Below are 19,975 nucleotides of genomic sequence, written 5' to 3'. Positions count from 1 at the left end.
CATTGGAAATTACCTGCTTATTCTTCGCTGGTGTGCACTTTGCGGTGCAGGATCGCCTGGAATTCATCGGCGAAGGTGTAGTAGCGGCTGATCAGCGTTTCGCTGCGGGCCGCAAACCGGTTGTAGGCGATAACGGCCGGGATCGCGGCGAACAGGCCGATCGCGGTGGCGATCAGGGCTTCGGCGATACCCGGGGCCACAGTGGCCAAGGTCGCTTGCTGCGCAGTAGCCAGGCCACGGAAGGAGTTCATAATGCCCCAGACCGTACCGAACAGACCGATGTACGGGCTCACGGAACCCACTGTCGCGAGGAACGGCAGGCTCTGCTCGAGCTTTTCTTCTTCGCGGGAGATAGCCACGCGCATGGCCCGGGCCACACCTTCCATGACCGCTTCAGGATCGACGCCTGGCTGCTGGCGCAGACGGGAGAATTCCTTGAAACCGGCGCGGAAGATCTGCTCGACGCCCGAATCCGGATCAGGGTTGCTGCCGGCCTGACGGTACAATTTGGACAGATCGATACCCGACCAGAAGCGCTCCTCGAAGCTCTCCAGGGCACGGCGACCGGCGCGCAGCAGGTTGCTGCGCTGAAAGATCATGATCCATGAGGTGACCGATGCGGCTACCAGGATCAGCATTACCAGTTGCACCACGATACTGGCATTGCTGACCAGGCTCCACATGGAGGAATGGTCGACGACGTTAGCTTCCACGCTTTATCTCCTGCTTTGAGTGTGTACCCGCGCCGCTCACGTCGGCAAAGGCCGCACGTAGAGCTTCGGGAATGGCCCGGGGTTTTAAACTTTCAGTGCGCACACAGGCCACCAGAAACTGCCCTTCGCAGAGCAGCACATTATCCGTTGCCCGCCTGACCTGCTGCTTGAAACGCAGGCTGGCACGGTTCAATTCGCTTACTTCAGCGCTTACCAGCAGTTCGTCATCCAGTCGCGCCGGCGCGTGGTAACGCGCTTCGCTGGAATGCACGACGAATAACAGGTCCTCCCCTGCCAGCTGGGATTGGGCAAAGCCCAGCTCCCGGAGCCGCTCGGTTCGAGCCCGTTCCATAAACTTGAGGTAATTAACGTAATACACGATGCCACCCGCATCGGTGTCTTCGTAATAAACGCGACACCGATGTGCGAAAGGCCCAAGCCCGTTTTGCGCGCGCATACTCTAGTGCTTACTCCTCAGGTTGCCAATCCGGCCAGGCAACTGTTTTTCATTGTTCTGCGGCTTTCTCGCAAAAGTACGGTCCTCAGACCGCACAAACCTCGAATTGATCAGCCCGCAAAGTGATTAATCGTCAACTGCATCGAGGAATTCGTCTACCACGGGCATCTCACCCAATCGTGACGGGATGTTTAAACCGAAGTGCAGGTACGCGTGCCGGGTCACCACCCGCCCCCGGGGCGTGCGCATGATGTAACCCTGCTGGATCAGGTACGGCTCGAGGACGTCCTCGATGGTATGACGCTCTTCGCTGATGGCCGCCGCCAGGCTGTCGACACCGACCGGGCCGCCGTCGAACTTCTCGATCATGGTCAGAAGCAGGCGCCGGTCCTGATGGTCGAAGCCGCGCTCGTCGACATCCAGCAGGTTCAAGGCCAAGTCGGCAATCGGCTTGGTAATATGCCCCTTGGCCCGAACTTCGGCGAAGTCACGCACCCGCCGTAGCAGGCGGTTGGCGATCCGCGGCGTGCCCCGGGCGCGGCGGGCGATTTCAAAGGCGCCCTCCGGATCGAGCGGCAGGCCGAGAATGTTCGCCGAACGACCCACAATCGTGGCCAGGTCCGCAGTATTGTAGAACTCCAGGCGCTGCACGATACCGAAGCGGTCACGCAGCGGATTGGTCAGCATGCCAGCCCGCGTGGTGGCACCCACCAGGGTAAATGGTGGCAGGTCGAGCTTGATAGAGCGCGCAGCCGGCCCTTCGCCAATCATGATGTCCAGCTGGAAATCTTCCATGGCCGGGTACAGCACTTCCTCGACAATCGGCGACAGGCGATGAATTTCGTCGATGAACAGCACATCGTGCGGTTCAAGGTTGGTCAGCAGCGCGGCCAGGTCTCCCGGACGCTCGAGCACGGGGCCCGAAGTGCTCTTGATGGACACCCCCATTTCCTGGGCGATGATGTTGGCCAGAGTGGTTTTACCCAGGCCCGGAGGACCGAAAATCAACGTGTGGTCCAGGGATTCGTTGCGCCCGCGAGCGGCCTGGATAAACAGTTCCATTTGCTCGCGAACGGTCGGCTGGCCGATGTATTCGGCCAGGCTGACCGGACGGATTGCCCGGTCCTGGACCTCTTCGCGATCCCGCGGGCCGGGTGCGGCTGTAATCAGACGATCAGCTTCAATCACTTAAATCATTCCCTTCAGGGCACGACGTATCAGGTCTTCACTGCTCAAACCTTTCTCCTTTATCGCGGCAATCGCCTTGCTGGCCTCCTGGGGCTTGTAGCCCAGGGAAATCAACGCACTGACCGCGTCATTCTCGGCGCTGGCCGGCGGCGCCACATCAGGGCCACCTGGCTGGTTCGGTACCAGGGCAAACATCGCCGGCACCGTTTCCCACGCTTTGAAGCGATCCTTCAGTTCCACCAGCAGACGCTCTGCGGTCTTCTTGCCGACGCCCGGCACCTTGGTCAACGCCGAGGTGTCCTGGGACTGAACGCAGCGCACCAGTTCGTCGACTTCCAGGCTCGACATCAAGGCCAGCGCCAACTTCGGCCCCACACCATTGAGACGGATCAACTCGCGAAAAAAGTCTCGCTCACGCTTGCTGGCAAAGCCATAGAGTAACTGCGCGTCTTCACGTACGACCAAATGGGTGTGCAGCGTCAGCGGTTCGCCGACCGACGGCAGGCGATACAACGTGGTCATGGGTACTTCCAGCTCATACCCCAGTCCATTTACATCCAGAATCAGGTGCGGCGGCTGTTTCTCAGCCAGTGTGCCGCGCAAGCGTCCAATCACGTTTCAGATCCTTGAGCGTTGGCCAGTACAGGGCTGGCGACTGACAGGACAAGGGTTTTACGCCGGCAACACAGGCGCAGGACCCTTGGTCCTGGAAAAGATGTGCTGATGCTATCAGAGACGCAAGCGCCCGCCACGACTGCGTGCCGTTCCCAGGCCGTGGGGTAGCAGGCTGGAGCGGGTGTGGGCATGGCAAATAGCGATGGCCAGGGCATCCGAGGCATCTATTTGCGGCTTGCTGGTCAGTTTGAGCATGTGCATGACCATCATCTGCACCTGCTCTTTGTTGGCCGCGCCGGTACCGGTAACCGCCTGCTTGACCTGGGTCGCGGTGTATTCGGCAATTTCCAGATTTTCCTCGGCTCCGGCAACGATCGCCGCACCGCGAGCCTGGCCCAGCTTCAGTGCCGAGTCGGCGTTACGCGCCATGAACACCTTTTCGATGCCCATGGTGATCGGCCCGTAGGTCTGTATGACTTCGCGCACGCTGCGATAGACGATTTGCAGGCGCTCGTGTAGCTCACCGGAACCGGTGCGAATGCAACCCGACGCCACGTAGACGCAGCCGCGCCCGGTATCAGATACCACGCCATAACCGGTAATGCGCGAACCGGGGTCGATACCAAGAATTAGAGTCATAACGCTACATAGGTAGGAGCGAGCTTGCTCGCGATGGACGTTAACGATAACGCGGTTTACCTGGATGAGCGTGTCGCTCTCAGGTCTTTCGCGAGCAAGCTCGCTCCTACAGTGAGCGGCGTGGCCCGTTAACCCAACTGTGCGGCAACCGATTCAGGGATGTCCGCGTTGGAATAGACGTTCTGCACGTCATCCAGGTCTTCCAGCATGTCGAGCAGCTTGAGCACCTTCTCGGCACCCTCCAGGTCCAGTTCGGCACTGGTGGTCGGCAACATCACGATCTCTGCGTCATTTGCATTGAAACCGGCCTCCTCCAGGGCATTACGCACCGAGTAGAAGCCTGCGAACGAAGTGAACACGTCAATTGAACCGTCTTCGTTGGTAACCACGTCATCAGCGTCGGCTTCCATCGCCGCCTCGATCAACGAATCTTCATCAATCCCCGGCGCAAAGGAAATCTGGCCTTTGCGTTCGAACAGGTAGGCCACCGAACCATCGGTCCCCAGGTTGCCCCCGCACTTGCTGAACGCATGGCGCACTGCGGCGGCGGTGCGATTACGGTTGTCGGTCATGCACTCGACCATCACCGCTACGCCACCGGGACCATAACCTTCGTAGGTCAGCTCGACCATGTCGTCGGTATCGGCAGCACCGGCGCCACGCGCCACGGCGCGGTCGATGATGTCGCGACTCATGTTCGCACCCAGGGCCTTGTCCAGCGCCAGGCGCAAGCGCGGATTGGAACCCGAATCAGCGCCACCCTGGCGGGCAGCAACCGTCAGCTCACGAATCCACTTGGTGAAAATCTTGCCTTTCTTGGCATCCTGACGTTCTTTGCGGTGCTTGATGTTCGCCCACTTGGAATGACCCGCCATAATTCGCTCCGAATTCACGTTGAAACGTTGCCCGCCACGCGAACTGCGCCGGCCAGCAACTCATAATCTCGACCTAAAGAAAAGGCGCATCCCTTAAGGATGCGCCTTGACGGCCAGTCTTACTCGGCTTTCGGCGTTTCGCGCAGTCGAATGTGCAATTCGCGCAATGCCTTGGCATCTACTGCACCCGGAGCCTGAGTCATGACGTCAGCCGCGCTCTGGGTTTTCGGGAAAGCGATCACTTCACGGATCGACTGGGCGCCGGTCATCAGCATCACCAGGCGGTCCAGACCGAAGGCCAGGCCACCGTGGGGCGGTGCACCGTACTTCAGGGCGTCGAGCAGGAAGCCGAATTTCTCTTCCTGTTCCGCTTCGTCGATACCCAGCAGGCGGAAGACCGTCTGCTGCATTTCCTTGCGGTGGATACGGATTGAACCGCCACCCAGCTCGGTGCCGTTCAGAACCATGTCGTAGGCACGGGACAGAGCGGTGGCCGGGTTGGCTTCGAGTTCTTGCGGCGTGCACTTCGGCGCGGTGAACGGGTGGTGCAAGGCGCTGAAGCTGCCGTCGTCGTTCTCTTCGAACATCGGGAAGTCGACGACCCACATCGGCGCCCACTCGCAGGTCAACAGGTTCAGGTCGTTGCCCACCTTGATCCGCAGCGCGCCCAAGGCTTCGCTGACGATCTTGGCTTTGTCGGCACCGAAGAACACGATGTCACCGTCGACCGCACCCACGCGATCGAGGATCACATTGAGGTTGGCTTCAGGGATGTTCTTGACGATTGGCGACTGCAAGCCTTCGACGCCTTTGGCGCGCTCGTTGACCTTGATGTACGCCAGGCCCTTGGCACCGTAGATGCCGACGAACTTGGTGTAGTCGTCGATCTTGCTGCGCGGCATGCTCGCCCCGCCTGGTACGCGCAGAGCTGCAATGCGACTTTTCGGGTCGTTGGCCGGGCCGCTGAACACCTTGAAGTCTACTTCCTTGAGCTGGTCGGCAACGTCAACCAGTTCCAGCGGGTTACGCAGGTCCGGTTTGTCGGAACCATAACGGCGCATGGCTTCTTCGAAGGTCATGTGCGGGAAGTCACCGAATTCCAGATCCAGCACTTCCTTGAACAGGTTGCGGATCATTTGCTCGGTGATACCCATGATCTCTTTTTCATCGAGGAAGCTGGTCTCGATATCGATCTGGGTGAATTCCGGCTGGCGATCAGCTCGCAGGTCTTCGTCACGGAAGCACTTGGCGATCTGGTAGTAGCGGTCGAAGCCGGCAACCATCAGCAGTTGCTTGAACAACTGTGGCGATTGCGGCAAGGCGAAGAACGAACCAGCGTGGGTCCGGCTCGGCACCAGGTAGTCACGAGCGCCTTCGGGAGTGGCACGAGTCAGGATCGGCGTTTCAACGTCGAGGAAGCCGTTCTCGTCCAGGAAGCGACGGATGCTGGTGGTCATGCGCGAACGCAGACGCAGCTTCTCGAGCATTTCCGGGCGACGCAGATCGAGGAAGCGATAGCGCAGGCGGGTTTCTTCGCCGACGTCGGAGAATTCGTTGAGCGGGAACGGCGGAGTTTCCGACTCGTTCAGCACTTCCAGTTCGTAGCCCAGCACTTCGATCATGCCCGACGCCATGTTGGCATTGGTGGCACCGGCCGGACGCAGGCGCACCTTGCCGGTGACCTTGACCACATATTCGCTGCGCACGCGGTCGGCGACGGCGAAGGTTTCAGCGCGGTCCGGGTCGAACACCACTTGGGCCAGACCATCACGATCACGGATATCTAGGAAAATCACTCCACCGTGGTCACGGCGACGGTGAACCCATCCGCAAAGGGTAATTTCCTGGCCGTCCAGGCTTTCGTTCAGTTGGCCGCAATAATGGCTGCGCATCATGGTAATGGTTTCACTTCTCGTAATTCGAAATTCGGTAGGAGGTCTTGCCCATCTCAGGTGCAGGATGATGCAGGAGCTCGCACGTGTCGTTCAACTCGGACCCTGGAATCTAGTCAGCTTTGTCGCCGCCGGCCAGGTTCTTCTTGGAGCCGGTCTTGAAATCGGTTTCGTACCAGCCGGTGCCGCTGAGGCGGAAGCCCGGCATCGACAGCATCTTCTTCAGCTCTGGCGCCTGGCACGCAGGGCAGTCGACCAACGCGGGAGCGCTGATCTTTTGAATGGCTTCCAACTGATGACCACAGGAAGCACATTGATAGTCGTACATCGGCATGGGGGTTGTCTCGGCGATCAGATTGCTACCGCAGACCCGAGGTTTTGCGGCAAAGAGCGGGATTATATCCATTAAATGCAGCCAGTGCAGCCGTAAGACTGCACAGACCGACACTCTGCAACTTTCACCCCACCGACCCGGTCAACGACCTTTATTGAGGCTGTGCACTACACAGACAACCCGGACCAGTCCGCTGAAATTTTTCACCCCGCCGTGACGCAGATGCACTTCACGATCGACCTGAGACAACAATGCACTGATCGAGCAACTGTTGATCCTGGCCATGTCCGCGAGGATGTCCCAATAGACCTGTTCCAGGCGCAGACAGGTTGCAAATCCGTTCAAGCGCACCGACCTCGACAGCGGCTGAGCCAGCCCCATGTCGAATTCACTGACAAATGGATCGATTCTTTTACCTTTGGGTAGATCGACCCTCCCCCCTGCTCCTCTGCAATCATCCATACCCTTGACACTCCTTTGTCACCCCTGGCGCTCGACGAGCAAGCTCGCTCCTATAGAAACGCAGGGAAAAAGGGATATCCAGATGACTTTTTAACCAACCTCGTAGGATTTTCCTGCAACTGTAGGGAGATCATGGAGACGGTCCTACTCCAGCCAGTTTCCTACAACGCCCGGTGCAAGGTCATTCGAAGCAAAGGGTAATGGACTACGCACGAGTGGCACCCCAAGGACGCCAGCCGCGCGCATGATATTTATTGATCCAGTAAAGAACGCAGCATCCACGCCGTTTTTTCGTGAACTTGCATGCGCTGGGTCAACAGATCGGCAGTCGGTTCGTCACTGACCTTGTCGAGCAGCGGAAAAATACCCCGCGCAGTGCGGGTGACAGCTTCCTGACCGGCGACCAGTTGCCGGATCATGTCCTCGGCATTCGGCACGCCTTCTTCTTCCTTGATGGAAGACAGCCGTGCATAGATGGAATAGGCGCCCGGTGCCGGAAATCCGAGGGCGCGAATGCGCTCGGCAATCGAATCCACGGCCAGGGCCAACTCGTTGTATTGCTCTTCGAACATCAGATGCAGGGTGCGAAACATCGGCCCCGTGACGTTCCAATGGAAGTTGTGGGTTTTCAGATACAGCACATAAGTGTCCGACAGCAGCCGCGAAAGTCCGTCCACGATGGACTTGCGGTCTTCTTCACTGATACCAATATCAATTGCCATGCGGTTCCCCTAAAGTTTGATGAATTTCATCCAACAGGTGCAGAACCACTCTAGCAAGCCTGTCGCCGCACCGCAGCACCCGATGGCCAGTCATGCTGCGACAAATTGCCTGGATGACGCCGCTGGACTCCCTGATTTGAGTAGCCACAAGCTTTGCTGTTAAATAGGCAGTGTGTCGCCAGCGTCTATTTTTCCGGACGTTGCGCATAGGCTGATTTCGGGTACGTGCCCAACGCCTCTTATTGTTCTGAAGCGAACCGTGCTCTGTCAGCTCTTCCTTGTGATCCGTCTTAACGTGAGTTAATCAAAATGTTGAAAATCGTCCACCTGCTAATGGGCGCAGCAGCCTTGCTGCTGTCCTTCATCCCTAGCCTGCGATCCGAAGCTGTTCCTTACCTGCAACAATCCGATGCGCTCTACCTGGCCTTTTTCGGCCTGCTCAACCTTACCCTCGCGCCTGTCATTCCCTACTGGAACAAAGGCCCGCGTCACCAACTGCAAAACCTGGTCAGCGCCTTGCTGGTACTGGCTGTCGTATTGCAAACACTGACGCTTCTTGCGGAGATTCCGTTCGTCTCCGGTCAACCCAACGTGCTGTTCAGCCTGGCTGCCGCCGTCATTGCCGTTCTCCTGCACCTGGCGATCAGCTTCTACAAATCTTCACCGGCCGCCGCTTCGCCCAGCTATGACATGACCAACCGCGATACTGGCACCGTCAAGTGGTTCAACACGTCCAAGGGTTTTGGTTTTATTTCCCGCGACTCCGGCGATGACATCTTTGTGCATTTCCGGGCCATTCGCGGCGAAGGTCACCGCGTCCTGGTCGAAGGCCAGCGCGTGGAATTCTCCGTGATGAATCGCGACAAGGGCCTGCAGGCCGAAGACGTGATCGCGGCTCTGCCGCGCCGCTGATCCACGGCATACAAAAACCGCGAACAGCCGGGCTGTTCGCGGTTTTTTTATGCCTGCGCTTTAGTAATGGGGCGGCGGGGCTTCTTCTTCGGAAGACTCGAACTGCCCGACCATTTCCTCCTGGCGTCGAATCAGGGCCGCCATCTGCAGCTGTAGGCGCTCAACGACGACCTGCTGCGCCACCAGTACATCGTTGAGTGTATTAATGGTGTCATCCTGGAACGCCAGACGGCTTTCCAGGTCATTGATGCGCTCCTCAAGATTCATGGTTCAACCCTCCAGAAACGTGAAACTTTCAGTTAACACCCGCTGCAGCCGCTCGCGGATGGCTGCCACCTGCTCGGCACTATAAGGCCTGGCCGGATGCCGGCCCCAGACCGGCGCGGGCCATGCGGCGTCTTCGCGCTTACGCACGATGACATGCATGTGCAACTGGCTGACCACATTGCCCAACGCAGCAATGTTCAACTTGTCGGCGTCGAACAAATCCTTGAGCAGCTCGGCCAGCGCCGTAGTTTCCTGCCACAACTGCTGCTGATCAGCGACATCCAACTGAAATATCTCGCTGATATCGTCGCGGCGTGGCACCAGGATGAACCAGGGGTAATTCGAATCGTTGGACAAGAGCAGCCGGCAGAGCGGGAAATCCCCAATCGGTAAGGTGTCTTGTTGAAGTCGTGAATCCAAGGCAAACACTGCGCGCACTCCCGGCAGATGATTATTTTCAACCTGGCCCCCTCTTGAAAGACGATTGACCAGGCGACAGATGAGCAGCATACCTGCGAACGTCGTTCGCTTCACGACCATCGACGACGGCAGGCAGCAGGCTCCGACACGGGCCTTTTTTGTGCAAGACGCACCATTTCAGCACCCACAAGGATGGAAAAAGCGCTGAAGTGACTGATAATCAAAGCGGCGTCCGGAACCGCTTAATGGTCCAGCGGCGTGAACCCAGCACAGTGCTGCAAATTTTTTGCACCAAAACTGCACAGTTGGTCTACGCTGATGCATCGGTGATCCGCCTTTTACTCACTGACAGGGTGAACCGGTAACATTTTTACTTGTCGCGCTGGCGTGCCCGGAAGGTGAAACACGATGCCAATACCGGCGTCAAGCCCGAACCACAGGGCATGAACACCCCGGTTTTATGAGGGTTTACGGCTTCTGGCGGACTTTCAGAAAAAAAATAAGCGATTTTCGGATTTGAGCACGTTTGTTGCATTCACACCCACATCGCCTTTTGCGCCTCTGCTGGAAGTGGATGCCCCAAGGCAAATAAAAACAGTGGCAAGGTAGCCCAATGGAGATTCACTCGTTTCACCAGGGACTCTTTTTACCGATGCTCAGGCCCTGGAAACAACGAAGAAGTTGTCAGTCCTCTTGCATTTGGGCTGTAAATTTGCGACATCTACCCAGCTGTTTGCGACAGGGTCGTAAAGATGCTGAAAGGTTGGATGCGCAAGTATCGCCAATATGGTCGGCGTGATATAAGTTTGCGCCGACACAAAAAGAAAGAGCCGCCCAGATAATAAAACAGGTGGGACGGCAGTACTCTTCTAAAACCAAAGGAGCAAATCACGATGCGCGTGATGAAGTGGAGCATGATCGCACTGGCAGTTGCAGCAGCAGCCAGCACTCAAATGGCTACGGCCGCACCTTTCGTAGGCGACCAGGCCGAAGCCAAAGGTTTTGTTGAAGACAGCACTTTTAACGTGCTGCTCCGCAACTACTACTTCAACCGTAACAAGAAAAACGGCGCAGTCGATGACAAAGACTGGACCCAGGGTTTCCACGGTGTATTCAACTCTGGCTACACCCAGGGTACCGTGGGTGTTGGTATTGACGCTTTCGGTTACCTCGCCATCAAACTGGACGGCTCCGACAAGTATTCGGGTTCGGGTAACCTGAGCACCAACGCTGCTGGCGAAAACAACGACAGCCAGGGCAAAGCAGGCGCTGCACTTAAAGTTCGCATCTCCAAGACCGAACTGAAAGCGGGCGACATGCAGCCAAGCACCGCACCAGTATTTGCTGTTGGCGGCTCCCGTATCCTTCCGCAAACTGCCAGCGGCTTCCAACTGCAAAGCAGCGAGATCAAAGACCTTGACCTCGAAGCCGGTCACTTCTACTCGGCGACCAGCCAGGATAAAAACGGCCGTGACGGCGGCCTGTGGGCCAACTACGCTGGCGTTGAAGCCGACTCCATCAACTATGCTGGTGGCAAATACGGTATCAACGACAACTTCAGCGTATCGCTGTATGGCGCTCAGCTTGAAGATATCTGGAACCAGTACTACGCCAACGCCAACTACACCATCCCTATGGGTGGCGATCAGTCGGTAAACCTGGACGGTAACATCTACCGCACAGACGATTCCGGTAGCGCTGAAGCGGGCGACATCAGCAACACCGCGTTCTCCCTGGCAGCTGCTTTCTCGTTCCTGAAAGCGCACACCCTGACCGTTGGCTTCCAGAAAATCAACGGTGACACTCCGTTCGACTACGTCGGCGTGGGTAAAAACAACCGTGGCGGCGACTCGATCTTCCTCGGCAACTCCATCCAGTACTCTGACTTCAACGGTCCTGGCGAGAAGTCGGCCCAAGTACGCTATGACCTGAAAATGGCCGAATACGGCGTTCCTGGTCTGAGCTTCATGACCCGTTACGTGAAAGGTTGGGACATCGACGGTACCAACGCTCCGGTGAATGGCGCTTACGCTAACCTGTACGGTGCAGATGGCAAACACCACGAAACCAACGTTGAAGCCAAGTACGTAGTTCAAGCTGGCCCAGCTAAAGACCTGTCGTTCCGCATTCGTCAAGCATGGCACCGCGCCAACACTGACCAAGGCGAAGGCGATATCGACGAGTTCCGTCTGATCGTCGACTACCCGCTGTCGATTTTGTAATCGAAAGCTGTTAGTTCGCTGTAAATAAAAAAAGGCCCATCTTCAGATGGGCCTTTTTTATTGTGAAGCTTATGCCTGTTACTGCACTGCACCTTCCTGAACCACTCGAATCACCCGCTGCGGAAACGGAATATCAATACCAGCGGCTTTCAGACGATCCCTGGATTGTTCGTTGAACATGAACATCACGTCCCAGTAATCAGAAGTCTTCACCCAAGCACGCAGGGAAACAGTAATGGAACTGTCGCCCAGGGCGGAGATGACCGCTTGTGGTGCCGGCTCTGCCAACACGCGTTCATCCTTGGCCAGGTCGAGCAACACTTGACGAGCGTTTTGTAAATCCGCTTCATAATCCACGCCCACATCAAATACGACTTTGCGGGTTGGCTGACGGTTGGTGTTGGTAATGATGCCGTTGGACAAATTCCCATTTGGCACGATGATGGTTTTGTTGTCACCGGTGCGCAGTACAGTATGGAAAATCTGGATACTGTCCACGGTACCCGCAACACCTTGGGCTTCGATCCAGTCACCGATACGGAACGGACGGAACAGCAGAATCAACACGCCGCCGGCAAAGTTCGCCAGGCTGCCTTGCAATGCCAGGCCGATGGCCAGGCCTGCCGCACCGATAGCCGCGACGAACGAGGTTGTTTCCACACCGATCATCGACGCGACGCTGACGATCAGCAGAATTTTCAAAATGACGTTTGCCAAGTTGCTGATGAAGCCCTGCAACGCCAGGTCGGCGTTGCGCAGAGCCAGCAGGCCGCCAAGTTTTTGCGTGACCTTGTTGATCAGCCACCAGCCGATCGCCAGGGTAATGATAGCGAGCAGCACGCGGCTGCCGTATTCCATGATCATTGGGATCCAGGCCTGGGACGCCTTGACCAGGTTGTCCACTTCAGCATTCAAATCCATCTTTGCTCTCCTTCGAAATCAATCGCGGAAGTTGTTGAACTGCAGCGGCATGTCGAAGGTTTTGGCGCGCAGCGCGGCGATAGCCTCCTGCAGATCGTCACGCTTTTTCCCGGTAATGCGCACTTGCTCGCCCTGAATGGCGGCCTGTACCTTGAGTTTGGCGTCTTTGACGTGGGCGACGATCTTCTTCGCCAGCTCTTTGTCGATGCCTTCCTTCAGTACCGCTTCCTGTTTCATCAGCTTGCCCGATGCATAGGCATCCTTGACCTCAAGGCACTGCACATCGATTTTGCGCTTGACCAGTGCCAATTTGAGGATCTCAATCATGGCTTCAAGCTGAAAATCGGCTTCTGCGGTCAGATTGACGGTCAAGTCCTTTTCCTTGAACTCGAAGCTGCCCTTGCCTTTCAGGTCATAGCGGCGATCGAGTTCCTTGACGGCGTTTTCGACCGCGTTGGTGACTTCGTGTTTGTCCAGTTCGGATACCACGTCGAACGACGGCATGTAATCTCTCCAATAAAAAGGGGTGCCCATAGAGCACGCCTGGCTTGCGGTTAAAATCCGCGCTGATTATAACGGGTCTTTCCGATCATTCACTGCGAGCCTCCGATGCGCGTCATAAACAGAGCAAAAAGCTGATGTCCACCACTTGGCACATTCTCGGTGCGGGCAGCCTCGGCACCCTCTGGGCCACTCGTCTAGCTCGGGCCGGGATACCGGTCACGCTGATTGTGCGAGACCAAGCGCGGCAGCAGGCCTATGAGGCACAAGGCGTGCTGACCCTGGTCGAGCATGGCGAGGCGCGCAGTTACCCGATCCAGGTGCAGGCACCGGACAGCGATGAGCCAATCAGGCGCCTGCTGGTCGCCTGCAAAGCCTATGACGCCGAGAGCGCCGTGGCCCAACTGGCGCCGCGCCTGGCTCCCGACGCCGAGCTGATCCTGCTGCAGAACGGGTTGGGCAGCCAGGACGCCGTTGCCGCGCGGGTTCCCCACGCTCGCTGCATTTACGCTTCGAGTACCGAGGGTGCATTTCGCGACGGCGACTGGCGAGTGGTCTTCGCCGGTCACGGCTACACATGGCTGGGGGATGCCAGTCACCCGGTACCCCCGATCTGGCTGGATGATTTGACTGCCGCTGGCATTCCCCATGAATGGAGTACAGACATACTGACTCGGCTGTGGCGAAAACTGGCGCTCAACTGTGCGATCAATCCGCTGACAGTCCTGCACCAGTGCCGCAATGGAGGGCTTGAAGAGCATCATTGCGAAGTCGCCACACTCTGCGGCGAACTGACCGAATTGCTCGAACGCTGCGGCCAACCTGCGGCTGCCGAAGACCTGCAGCATGAAGTAGAGCGAGTGATCCACGCCACTGCCGCGAATTATTCGTCGATGTATCAGGATGTTGGCAGCCGGCGGCGTACCGAAATCAGCTACCTGCTAGGTTACGCCTGTAAAGCCGCGCGCAGGCACTCGCTGCACCTGCCACACCTGGAGCAACTCGAGTCGCGCTTGATCGCCCATCTGCACAGCCTTGGATTGCCCACCGACTAAGCAGCGGCTACGCTGGCCACTTGTTCCTTTGCCAGCGACGAACCTGATGCCATTGCGCCAGCGCCTTGAAAACCTACCAGTCGGTCAGAAACTGCTGGCCGCCCTGTTGGTGCTGTTGACCACTGTTCTGCTGGTCGCCAACCTGACCTTTATCAGCGCCGCATATTATATTTCCCAGGAAAGCATGGCGCCCCAGGCCTTACAGACCATTGGCCGCCTGGTGTCCAACCCCAGCCTAATATCCGACGCATTGAAGTCCCCACAAAGCGCCGCCCGCCTGCTCAATGAACTTAACAGTTATTCTCCTTTACGCGCAGCAGCCCTCTACGATGGTAAAGGTGAGCGCTTGGCGCAGTTGCAACAGGGTGAAAAGCTCAAGTTACCAGAGCACTACCGGCGCATAGAGTCCTGGCAAGCAACCGAATTTCGCAGTAACCAGGTGATCACCCTGCCCCGCCCCGGCACTGAGCCCGGCCATTTACTGCTGGTTGCCAGCAGCGAACTGCCGATGGCGTTCTACACCGGGACCCTGACGGCAAGCCTCGGGATTCTGATCTTCAGCATCCTGTTGTGGCTGGTGATCGCCCGGCAGATCAAACGCCTGATCACCCGACCGATCCATCAGTTGGAGGAGTTGTCCCGGCAAGTTACCCGGGAAGAGAACTATGCCCTGCGTGCCTCCCGCGGCAACCATGACGAAATCGGCAGTCTGGCCGAGGCGTTCAATACCATGCTCTCGCGCATCGAAGCACGGGAGCAGCAGCTCAAGCGCGCCCGGGATGACTCCCAGGCCGCCTACGACCAGGCTCAGGGACTGGCGGAAGAAACCCGTCATACCAACCGTAAGCTGGAACTCGAAGTACAGGTTCGTAGCAAGATCGAGAAAAAGCTCACAGGCTTCCAGAATTACCTCAACAGCATCATCGACTCCATGCCATCGGCACTGATCGCCCTGGATGAACAGCTATACGTCACCCAATGGAATCAGGAGGCGAGCGCCCTATCCGGCACTCGCCTGGACGAAGCCCTGAACCAACCGATCTTCCTCGCCTTCGAACCGCTCAAGCCGTTTCTGCCGCAGCTCAAGCAAACGGTAGAACAGCATACGGTGGCCAAGATCGAGCGGGTGACCTGGGTCAAGGATGATGAAGCCAGGCATTACGCGCTGACGTTTTATCCGCTGATGGGCGGTGCGGGCCGTGGCGTGGTAATCCGTATCGACGACATCACCCAGCGCCTCTCGCTGGAAGAAATGATGGTGCAGTCGGAGAAAATGCTCTCGGTTGGCGGCCTGGCAGCGGGCATGGCGCATGAGATCAACAACCCTCTGGGCGCTATCTTGCACAACGTGCAGAACATCCGGCGGCGCCTGTCCCCGGAGTTGCCGAAGAACCTTGAGCAGGCCGAGCACATCGGCATCGAACTGGAAACGGTGAACCAGTATCTGGTCGCCCGAGAAGTGCCGCAACTGCTCGATGGTATCCAGCAAGCGGGCGCCCGCGCGGCGAAGATCGTGACGCACATGCTCAGTTTCAGCCGGCGCAGCACCCGGCAGATGGCGCCCTGTGATCTGCCGGCGCTAATCGACCAAGCGGTGGAAATCGCCGGCAACGACTTCGACCTGGCCATCGGTTTCGACTTCAAAGGGCAGGCGATCACTCGTCAGTTCGACCCACAACTCGGCCCGGTTCCCGGTACCGCCAACGAACTGGAACAGGTGCTGCTCAACCTGCTGAAAAATGCCGCCCAGGCCATCCATCAGCGCGAGGACGATCGCGAACCGGGCCGGATAATATTGCGCACCCGCCTGAACCCGCCATGGGCGGAGATCCAGGTCGAGGACAACGGCATCGGCATGAGCGAGAGCGTGCGCAAGCGCACCTTCGAGCCTTTCTTCACTACCAAGGAAATTGGCCAGGGCACCGGGCTTGGTTTGTCGGTGTCGTACTTCATCATCACCAACAACCACAAGGGCCAGATGGAAGTGCAATCGACCCTCGGCCAGGGCACCTGTTTCACCCTGCGCCTACCCTTGGCGAGCACCCCGCTCGCCTCCCAGGAACTCAATCAGCTATCGAGGTAAACCATGGGCTTTCGCCTGTCTAAAATCTACACCCGCACTGGCGACAAAGGCGAAACCGGCCTCGGCGATGGCCGCCGGGTGCCCAAGGACCATCCGCGAATTGAAGCAATCGGCGAGGTCGATACGTTGAACAGCCAGGTTGGCGTACTGCTGGCCGGGCTGCTGCAGGAACGCGCTGCGTACCCGGGGCTGAATCAGGTAATCGAGGTATTGGCGCCTTGCCAGCACCGCTTGTTCGACCTCGGCGGCGAACTGGCAATGCCCGAGTATCAGGCCCTGAACATGGCAGAGATCGAGCGCCTGGAGGCGGCAATCGATGAGTGGAACGAAGAACTGGGGCCACTGGAAAACTTTATATTGCCCGGCGGCTCGGCGTTGATTGCCCAGGCGCACGTATGCCGAAGCCTAGCGCGCAGTGCGGAACGGCGGTGTCAGCATTTGAATGCTCTGGAGCCGCTGGCCGGGGTTGGATTGGCTTATATCAACCGGTTGTCGGATTTGCTGTTTGTGGTGGCGAGGGTGATTGCCAGGCGCCAGGGGGTTGCTGAAATCTTGTGGCAGCCGGCGGTGAAGCCCACAGAAGTGTAACGCCTGTTTGGGCGCCATCGCTGGCAAGCCAGCTCTCACAAGTTTCGTCGTGTACACAACGTTTGTGAACGACACAAAACCCTGTGGGAGCTGGCTTGCCGGCGATGAGGCCAGCAGCCTCAATACACAATCAAGCCTCAGGCCAGAACGCGCGGATCCCCGCCACACCCTGCGCCCCTACACTCCAAGCCTTCTTGCGCTCGGCCGGGCCCACGCCACCCAGCAAGAACACCGGCTTGCTGAACCCTTCGATCAAGGCCGCAGCCTGCTGCCAACCCAGCGGCTGGGCATCCGGGTGAGTCTGGGTCGGTTGCACCGGTGACAGGGTGACAAAGTCCACGCCCATCTGTTCGGCCAACGCCAGTTCCTCTGCGTCATGGCAGGACGCCGCCAGCCACCGCGACGCTGGCAGCGGCCGACCCGCTGCCGCGTATTTGCGCAGTTGGGCAGACGTGATATGCCAGCCGGCCGATGGGAAGTCGCCGAGCCATTCGAACGGGCCCTTGATCATCAACTGCGCCTTGCCCGCACAGAGTCCCGCCGCATCCACCGCCAGGTCTCGGTATTTAGGGTCGTATCCGTTCGGTGCGCGCAACTGGATAAGTTTGATGCCGCCCGCAATGGCTTTCTGGATACCGCGCAACAGTGCCGGGGTCTCCAAATCTTCAGGCGTGATCAAGTACTCGGCCGGCAAGCGCGCAGCCGCGACGATCGGCTGATTGGCAGCCGGAAACTCGTACTCCAACAAATCCCGCGGCGCCACCCACGCCAGCGGCTGGCCTTCGGCGCCATGGGGTTCGCCGGTAAATGTCGAAACTTCCCAGACATCCAGCAAAACCTGCTTGTCCGGGTAATCGTGCCGGACCTTGATCAGCGGGCGCGCCGCGCCGACCACAATCCCCAACTCCTCGTGAAGTTCACGGGCCAAAGCGGTTTCGACGGATTCGTCAGCCTCAACCTTGCCACCCGGGAACTCCCACAGACCGCCTTGGTGCTGGGTATCGGCGCGACGGGCGATAAGGATCTTGCCACTGCTGTCACGAATAACCGCAGCCGCTACGTGTATGCGTTTCACTGCCCAACCTCCTCCAGACCCGCTTTCTGCCAGGCCTTGAACGCTGGCCATTGGTAGATCGTATCGATGTAGGCCTCATCCTCGTCCGGCACTTTCACCTGATAGGTGCGCAGGCGCACGGCAATCGGGGCGAAAAAGGCATCGGCCAGACTGGCTTTGCCAAACAGGAATGGACCGGCGTCGGACGCCGCAGCCCGGCACTCTGCCCATAACGCCAGCATCCGCTCAATGTCCGCCTGGACTTCAGCCGGGACCGGCACCAGTGGCGCGTCGCGGCTCAGGTCAAACGGCATGTTGCCGCGCAGGGCGAAGAACCCGGCGTGCATTTGCGCGCAAGCCGAACGGGCCTGGGCTCGGGCCGCCACGTCTTTGGGCCAGAGGCCGGCATCGGGGAACTGTTCGGCCAGGTACTCGGCAATCGCCATGGAATCGGCGATGGTGCCGTGTGCGGTTTTCAGCAGTGGGACTTTGCCGGTTGGCGAGTGTTGGAGCAGGCGCTCCCGGGTGTCCGGCTGGTTCAGTTTGATCAGCTCTTCGCTGTAGGGGGCTGCGGCCAGATCAAGCGCCAGCGCGCCGCGCAAGGACCAGGAGGAATACAATTTGTCGCCGATGATCAGGTGCAGGCTCATGTTCGGGACCCTTAGATAAGAGGTATGGGCCAGATTTTTTAGCGTCTGCTCGACCGTCATCGCGGGCAAGCCCGCTCCCACAGGGTCAGCGCAAATCCTGTGGAAGCGGGCTTGCCCGCGATGGGCCGGGGTCGCGCTCGACCGACGCGGTCTGCCTTAAGTACGGTACTCAGCGTTGATCTTTACATACTCATGAGACAAATCAGTGGTCCAGATCGTCTCACTGCAGGCGCCACGACCCAGCTCGATCCGGATGGTGATTTCTTCCTGCTGCATTACCGCCGCACCCTGGGCTTCGGTGTAGGTCGCCGCACGGGCGCCGCGGCTGGCGATGCACACCTCGCCGAGGAACACGTCGATCTTGCTCACGTCCAGGTCGGGTACACCCGCACGGCCTACCGCGGCCAGGATGCGGCCCCAGTTCGGATCGGAAGCGAACAACGCGGTCTTGATCAATGGCGAGTGAGCCACGGTGTAACCTACGTCCAGGCATTCCTGGTGGTTGCCGCCGCCATTGACTTCAACGGTGACGAACTTGGTCGCACCTTCGCCATCACGAACGATCGCCTGAGCGACGTCCATGCACACTTCGAACACCGCCTGTTTCAGCTTGGCGAACAGCTCGCCTTCGGCCCGGGTGATTTCCGGCAGCGCAGCCTGGCCGGTGGCGATCAGCATGCAGCAGTCGTTGGTCGAGGTGTCGCCGTCGATGGTGATGCGGTTGAACGACTTGTTGGCGCCGTCCAGGAGCAGGTTTTGCAATACTTCACGGGCGACTTTGGCGTCAGTGGCGATATAGCCCAGCATGGTCGCCATGTTCGGCCGAATCATGCCCGCGCCTTTGCTGATGCCGGTGACGGTGATGGTTACGCCGTCATGTTCGAACTGGCGGCTCGCACCCTTGGGCAAGGTGTCGGTGGTCATGATGCCAGTAGCGGCGGCTTCCCAGTTGTTGATTGACAGGTCATCGAGCGCTGCCTGCAACGCACCTTCGATCTTCTCGACCGGCAACGGTTCGCCTATCACCCCGGTGGAGTACGGTAGCACCAGGCTGGCATCAACGCCGGTCAGCTCTGCCAGCTTCGCGCAGGTGCGCTCGGCTGCCGCCAGACCAGGCTCGCCGGTGCCGGCGTTGGCGTTGCCGGTGTTGGTCAGCAGGTAACGCACCGGCCCTTGCACTCGCTGTTTGGCGAGAATCACCGGAGCTGCGCAAAAGGCGTTCAGGGTGAATACGCCAGCGACCGTCGAGCCTTCGGCACAGCGCATGACCACTACATCCTTGCGCCCTGGGCGCTTGATGCCGGCCGAAGCAATACCGAGTTCAAAACCGGCAACCGGGTGCAACGTTGGCAAAGGACCAAGACCAACAGCCATGAATGCGCTCCTTAAAAATAGTCATCGCCGA

The 19,975-nt window shown here is 58.6% G+C and carries 22 protein-coding genes; 5 read left to right on the top strand and 17 right to left on the bottom strand.

Annotated elements, in window-relative coordinates; genetic code table 11:
• Positions 1-17: 17 nt before the first annotated feature.
• The 10 genes from tolQ to L9059_RS15130 form a co-directional block, all read right to left on the bottom strand.
• Positions 18-713 carry a protein TolQ gene (tolQ, locus tag L9059_RS15175; RefSeq protein WP_017340467.1) on the bottom strand — a complete coding sequence of 232 codons (696 nt, stop codon included), beginning with the start codon at positions 711-713 and terminating at the stop codon, positions 18-20.
• Positions 703-1,170, bottom strand: a complete 468-nt coding sequence (gene ybgC / locus L9059_RS15170; protein ID WP_045058228.1) for a tol-pal system-associated acyl-CoA thioesterase — start codon at positions 1,168-1,170, stop codon at positions 703-705. Before ybgC ends, tolQ begins: the two co-directional genes overlap by 11 nt.
• Positions 1,171-1,296: 126 nt before the next feature.
• Positions 1,297-2,358: a Holliday junction branch migration DNA helicase RuvB gene (ruvB, locus tag L9059_RS15165; protein ID WP_247291826.1), complete on the bottom strand. Its 1,062-nt coding sequence runs from the start codon at positions 2,356-2,358 to the stop codon at positions 1,297-1,299.
• Entirely contained in the window at positions 2,359-2,973 is a 615-nt protein-coding gene (gene ruvA, locus L9059_RS15160; protein ID WP_247291825.1) for a Holliday junction branch migration protein RuvA, read from the bottom strand.
• Positions 2,974-3,087: 114 nt separating this feature from the next.
• Positions 3,088-3,612, bottom strand: coding sequence for a crossover junction endodeoxyribonuclease RuvC (ruvC, locus tag L9059_RS15155; RefSeq protein WP_247291824.1), 525 nt, complete (start codon positions 3,610-3,612; stop codon positions 3,088-3,090).
• A 128-nt stretch (positions 3,613-3,740) separates the two neighbouring features.
• Positions 3,741-4,487, bottom strand: a complete 747-nt coding sequence (locus L9059_RS15150) for a YebC/PmpR family DNA-binding transcriptional regulator (RefSeq protein WP_247291823.1) — start codon at positions 4,485-4,487, stop codon at positions 3,741-3,743.
• Between the two features lie 119 nt (positions 4,488-4,606).
• Entirely contained in the window at positions 4,607-6,382 is a 1,776-nt protein-coding gene (gene aspS / locus L9059_RS15145; protein ID WP_247291822.1) for an aspartate--tRNA ligase, read from the bottom strand.
• A gap of 109 nt (positions 6,383-6,491) precedes the next feature.
• Positions 6,492-6,713: an FmdB family zinc ribbon protein gene (locus L9059_RS15140; protein ID WP_045058234.1), complete on the bottom strand. Its 222-nt coding sequence runs from the start codon at positions 6,711-6,713 to the stop codon at positions 6,492-6,494.
• A 141-nt stretch (positions 6,714-6,854) separates the two neighbouring features.
• The gene (locus tag L9059_RS15135; protein ID WP_247291821.1) at positions 6,855-7,175 is read right to left on the bottom strand and encodes a ribbon-helix-helix domain-containing protein; all 321 of its coding nucleotides are present in this window, start codon (positions 7,173-7,175) and stop codon (positions 6,855-6,857) included.
• Between the two features lie 251 nt (positions 7,176-7,426).
• Positions 7,427-7,897, bottom strand: coding sequence for a Dps family protein (locus L9059_RS15130; RefSeq protein ID WP_045058235.1), 471 nt, complete (start codon positions 7,895-7,897; stop codon positions 7,427-7,429).
• Positions 7,898-8,206: 309 nt separating this feature from the next.
• On the opposite strand from L9059_RS15130, the gene L9059_RS30660 reads away from it, so the two are divergent.
• Positions 8,207-8,809, top strand: coding sequence for a cold-shock protein (locus L9059_RS30660; protein ID WP_282615482.1), 603 nt, complete (start codon positions 8,207-8,209; stop codon positions 8,807-8,809).
• A 60-nt stretch (positions 8,810-8,869) separates the two neighbouring features.
• Here the strand turns inward: L9059_RS30660 and L9059_RS15120 are convergent, their stop codons facing one another.
• On the bottom strand, positions 8,870-9,076 hold the full coding sequence (locus L9059_RS15120; RefSeq protein WP_247291820.1) for a SlyX family protein: 207 nt from the start codon (positions 9,074-9,076) through the stop codon (positions 8,870-8,872).
• A 3-nt stretch (positions 9,077-9,079) separates the two neighbouring features.
• Positions 9,080-9,505, bottom strand: a complete 426-nt coding sequence (locus L9059_RS15115; RefSeq protein WP_247291933.1) for an HIT family protein — start codon at positions 9,503-9,505, stop codon at positions 9,080-9,082.
• Between the two features lie 884 nt (positions 9,506-10,389).
• On the opposite strand from L9059_RS15115, the gene L9059_RS15110 reads away from it, so the two are divergent.
• Entirely contained in the window at positions 10,390-11,718 is a 1,329-nt protein-coding gene (locus tag L9059_RS15110; protein WP_247291819.1) for an OprD family porin, read from the top strand.
• Between the two features lie 78 nt (positions 11,719-11,796).
• On the opposite strand, the gene L9059_RS15105 is transcribed toward L9059_RS15110, so the two are convergent.
• Together L9059_RS15105 and L9059_RS15100 are read right to left on the bottom strand one after the other, a co-directional pair.
• Positions 11,797-12,639 (bottom strand): mechanosensitive ion channel family protein, encoded by an 843-nt coding sequence (locus tag L9059_RS15105; protein ID WP_247291818.1) that lies wholly within the window; start codon positions 12,637-12,639, stop codon positions 11,797-11,799.
• Positions 12,640-12,657: 18 nt separating this feature from the next.
• Positions 12,658-13,143 carry a YajQ family cyclic di-GMP-binding protein gene (locus L9059_RS15100; RefSeq protein ID WP_018926510.1) on the bottom strand — a complete coding sequence of 162 codons (486 nt, stop codon included), beginning with the start codon at positions 13,141-13,143 and terminating at the stop codon, positions 12,658-12,660.
• A gap of 134 nt (positions 13,144-13,277) precedes the next feature.
• Here L9059_RS15100 and L9059_RS15095 point away from each other — a divergent pair, with 134 nt between their 5' ends.
• The 3 genes from L9059_RS15095 to L9059_RS15085 are packed head-to-tail and all read left to right on the top strand — an operon-like array spanning position 13,278 to position 16,866.
• Positions 13,278-14,195 (top strand): putative 2-dehydropantoate 2-reductase, encoded by a 918-nt coding sequence (locus tag L9059_RS15095; RefSeq protein ID WP_247291817.1) that lies wholly within the window; start codon positions 13,278-13,280, stop codon positions 14,193-14,195.
• Between the two features lie 46 nt (positions 14,196-14,241).
• Entirely contained in the window at positions 14,242-16,278 is a 2,037-nt protein-coding gene (locus L9059_RS15090) for a sensor histidine kinase (RefSeq protein WP_247291816.1), read from the top strand.
• A gap of 3 nt (positions 16,279-16,281) precedes the next feature.
• A complete protein-coding gene (locus tag L9059_RS15085) occupies positions 16,282-16,866 on the top strand; it encodes a cob(I)yrinic acid a,c-diamide adenosyltransferase (RefSeq protein ID WP_247291815.1) in 585 nt (194 codons plus the stop codon).
• A gap of 130 nt (positions 16,867-16,996) precedes the next feature.
• Here L9059_RS15085 and L9059_RS15080 read toward each other — a convergent pair whose 3' ends face one another.
• The 3 genes from L9059_RS15080 to argJ form a co-directional block, all read right to left on the bottom strand.
• Positions 16,997-17,941, bottom strand: a complete 945-nt coding sequence (locus L9059_RS15080; RefSeq protein ID WP_247291814.1) for a Nudix family hydrolase — start codon at positions 17,939-17,941, stop codon at positions 16,997-16,999.
• On the bottom strand, positions 17,938-18,570 hold the full coding sequence (locus L9059_RS15075; RefSeq protein ID WP_247291813.1) for a glutathione S-transferase family protein: 633 nt from the start codon (positions 18,568-18,570) through the stop codon (positions 17,938-17,940). Before L9059_RS15075 ends, L9059_RS15080 begins: the two co-directional genes overlap by 4 nt.
• 156 nt (positions 18,571-18,726) lie before the next feature.
• The gene (gene argJ, locus L9059_RS15070) at positions 18,727-19,944 is read right to left on the bottom strand and encodes a bifunctional glutamate N-acetyltransferase/amino-acid acetyltransferase ArgJ (RefSeq protein WP_247291812.1); all 1,218 of its coding nucleotides are present in this window, start codon (positions 19,942-19,944) and stop codon (positions 18,727-18,729) included.
• Positions 19,945-19,975 lie beyond the last annotated feature (31 nt).

Source organism: Pseudomonas violetae, from assembly GCF_023072615.1.
In the GTDB taxonomy this organism is placed as follows: Bacteria; Pseudomonadota; Gammaproteobacteria; order Pseudomonadales; family Pseudomonadaceae; genus Aquipseudomonas; species Aquipseudomonas violetae.
The sequence above is the reverse complement of the archived record's forward strand: the minus strand, read 5'-3'. Positions and strand labels throughout refer to the sequence as shown.

What these genes read in the sequence shown, in the direction of transcription:
- ybgC (WP_045058228.1), bottom strand. Translation starts at nt 1,170, where the DNA reads ATGCGCGCGCAAAACGGGCTTGGGCCTTTCGCACATCGGTGTCGCGTT.
- ruvC (WP_247291824.1), bottom strand. Translation starts at nt 3,612, where the DNA reads ATGACTCTAATTCTTGGTATCGACCCCGGTTCGCGCATTACCGGTTAT.
- L9059_RS15150 (WP_247291823.1), bottom strand. Translation starts at nt 4,487, where the DNA reads ATGGCGGGTCATTCCAAGTGGGCGAACATCAAGCACCGCAAAGAACGT.
- aspS (WP_247291822.1), bottom strand. Translation starts at nt 6,382, where the DNA reads ATGATGCGCAGCCATTATTGCGGCCAACTGAACGAAAGCCTGGACGGC.
- L9059_RS15140 (WP_045058234.1), bottom strand. Translation starts at nt 6,713, where the DNA reads ATGCCGATGTACGACTATCAATGTGCTTCCTGTGGTCATCAGTTGGAA.
- L9059_RS15135 (WP_247291821.1), bottom strand. Translation starts at nt 7,175, where the DNA reads ATGGATGATTGCAGAGGAGCAGGGGGGAGGGTCGATCTACCCAAAGGT.
- L9059_RS15130 (WP_045058235.1), bottom strand. Translation starts at nt 7,897, where the DNA reads ATGGCAATTGATATTGGTATCAGTGAAGAAGACCGCAAGTCCATCGTG.
- L9059_RS30660 (WP_282615482.1), top strand. Translation starts at nt 8,207, where the DNA reads ATGTTGAAAATCGTCCACCTGCTAATGGGCGCAGCAGCCTTGCTGCTG.
- L9059_RS15120 (WP_247291820.1), bottom strand. Translation starts at nt 9,076, where the DNA reads ATGAATCTTGAGGAGCGCATCAATGACCTGGAAAGCCGTCTGGCGTTC.
- L9059_RS15110 (WP_247291819.1), top strand. Translation starts at nt 10,390, where the DNA reads ATGCGCGTGATGAAGTGGAGCATGATCGCACTGGCAGTTGCAGCAGCA.
- L9059_RS15105 (WP_247291818.1), bottom strand. Translation starts at nt 12,639, where the DNA reads ATGGATTTGAATGCTGAAGTGGACAACCTGGTCAAGGCGTCCCAGGCC.
- L9059_RS15100 (WP_018926510.1), bottom strand. Translation starts at nt 13,143, where the DNA reads ATGCCGTCGTTCGACGTGGTATCCGAACTGGACAAACACGAAGTCACC.
- L9059_RS15095 (WP_247291817.1), top strand. Translation starts at nt 13,278, where the DNA reads ATGTCCACCACTTGGCACATTCTCGGTGCGGGCAGCCTCGGCACCCTC.
- L9059_RS15090 (WP_247291816.1), top strand. Translation starts at nt 14,242, where the DNA reads ATGCCATTGCGCCAGCGCCTTGAAAACCTACCAGTCGGTCAGAAACTG.
- L9059_RS15085 (WP_247291815.1), top strand. Translation starts at nt 16,282, where the DNA reads ATGGGCTTTCGCCTGTCTAAAATCTACACCCGCACTGGCGACAAAGGC.
- L9059_RS15075 (WP_247291813.1), bottom strand. Translation starts at nt 18,570, where the DNA reads ATGAGCCTGCACCTGATCATCGGCGACAAATTGTATTCCTCCTGGTCC.
- argJ (WP_247291812.1), bottom strand. Translation starts at nt 19,944, where the DNA reads ATGGCTGTTGGTCTTGGTCCTTTGCCAACGTTGCACCCGGTTGCCGGT.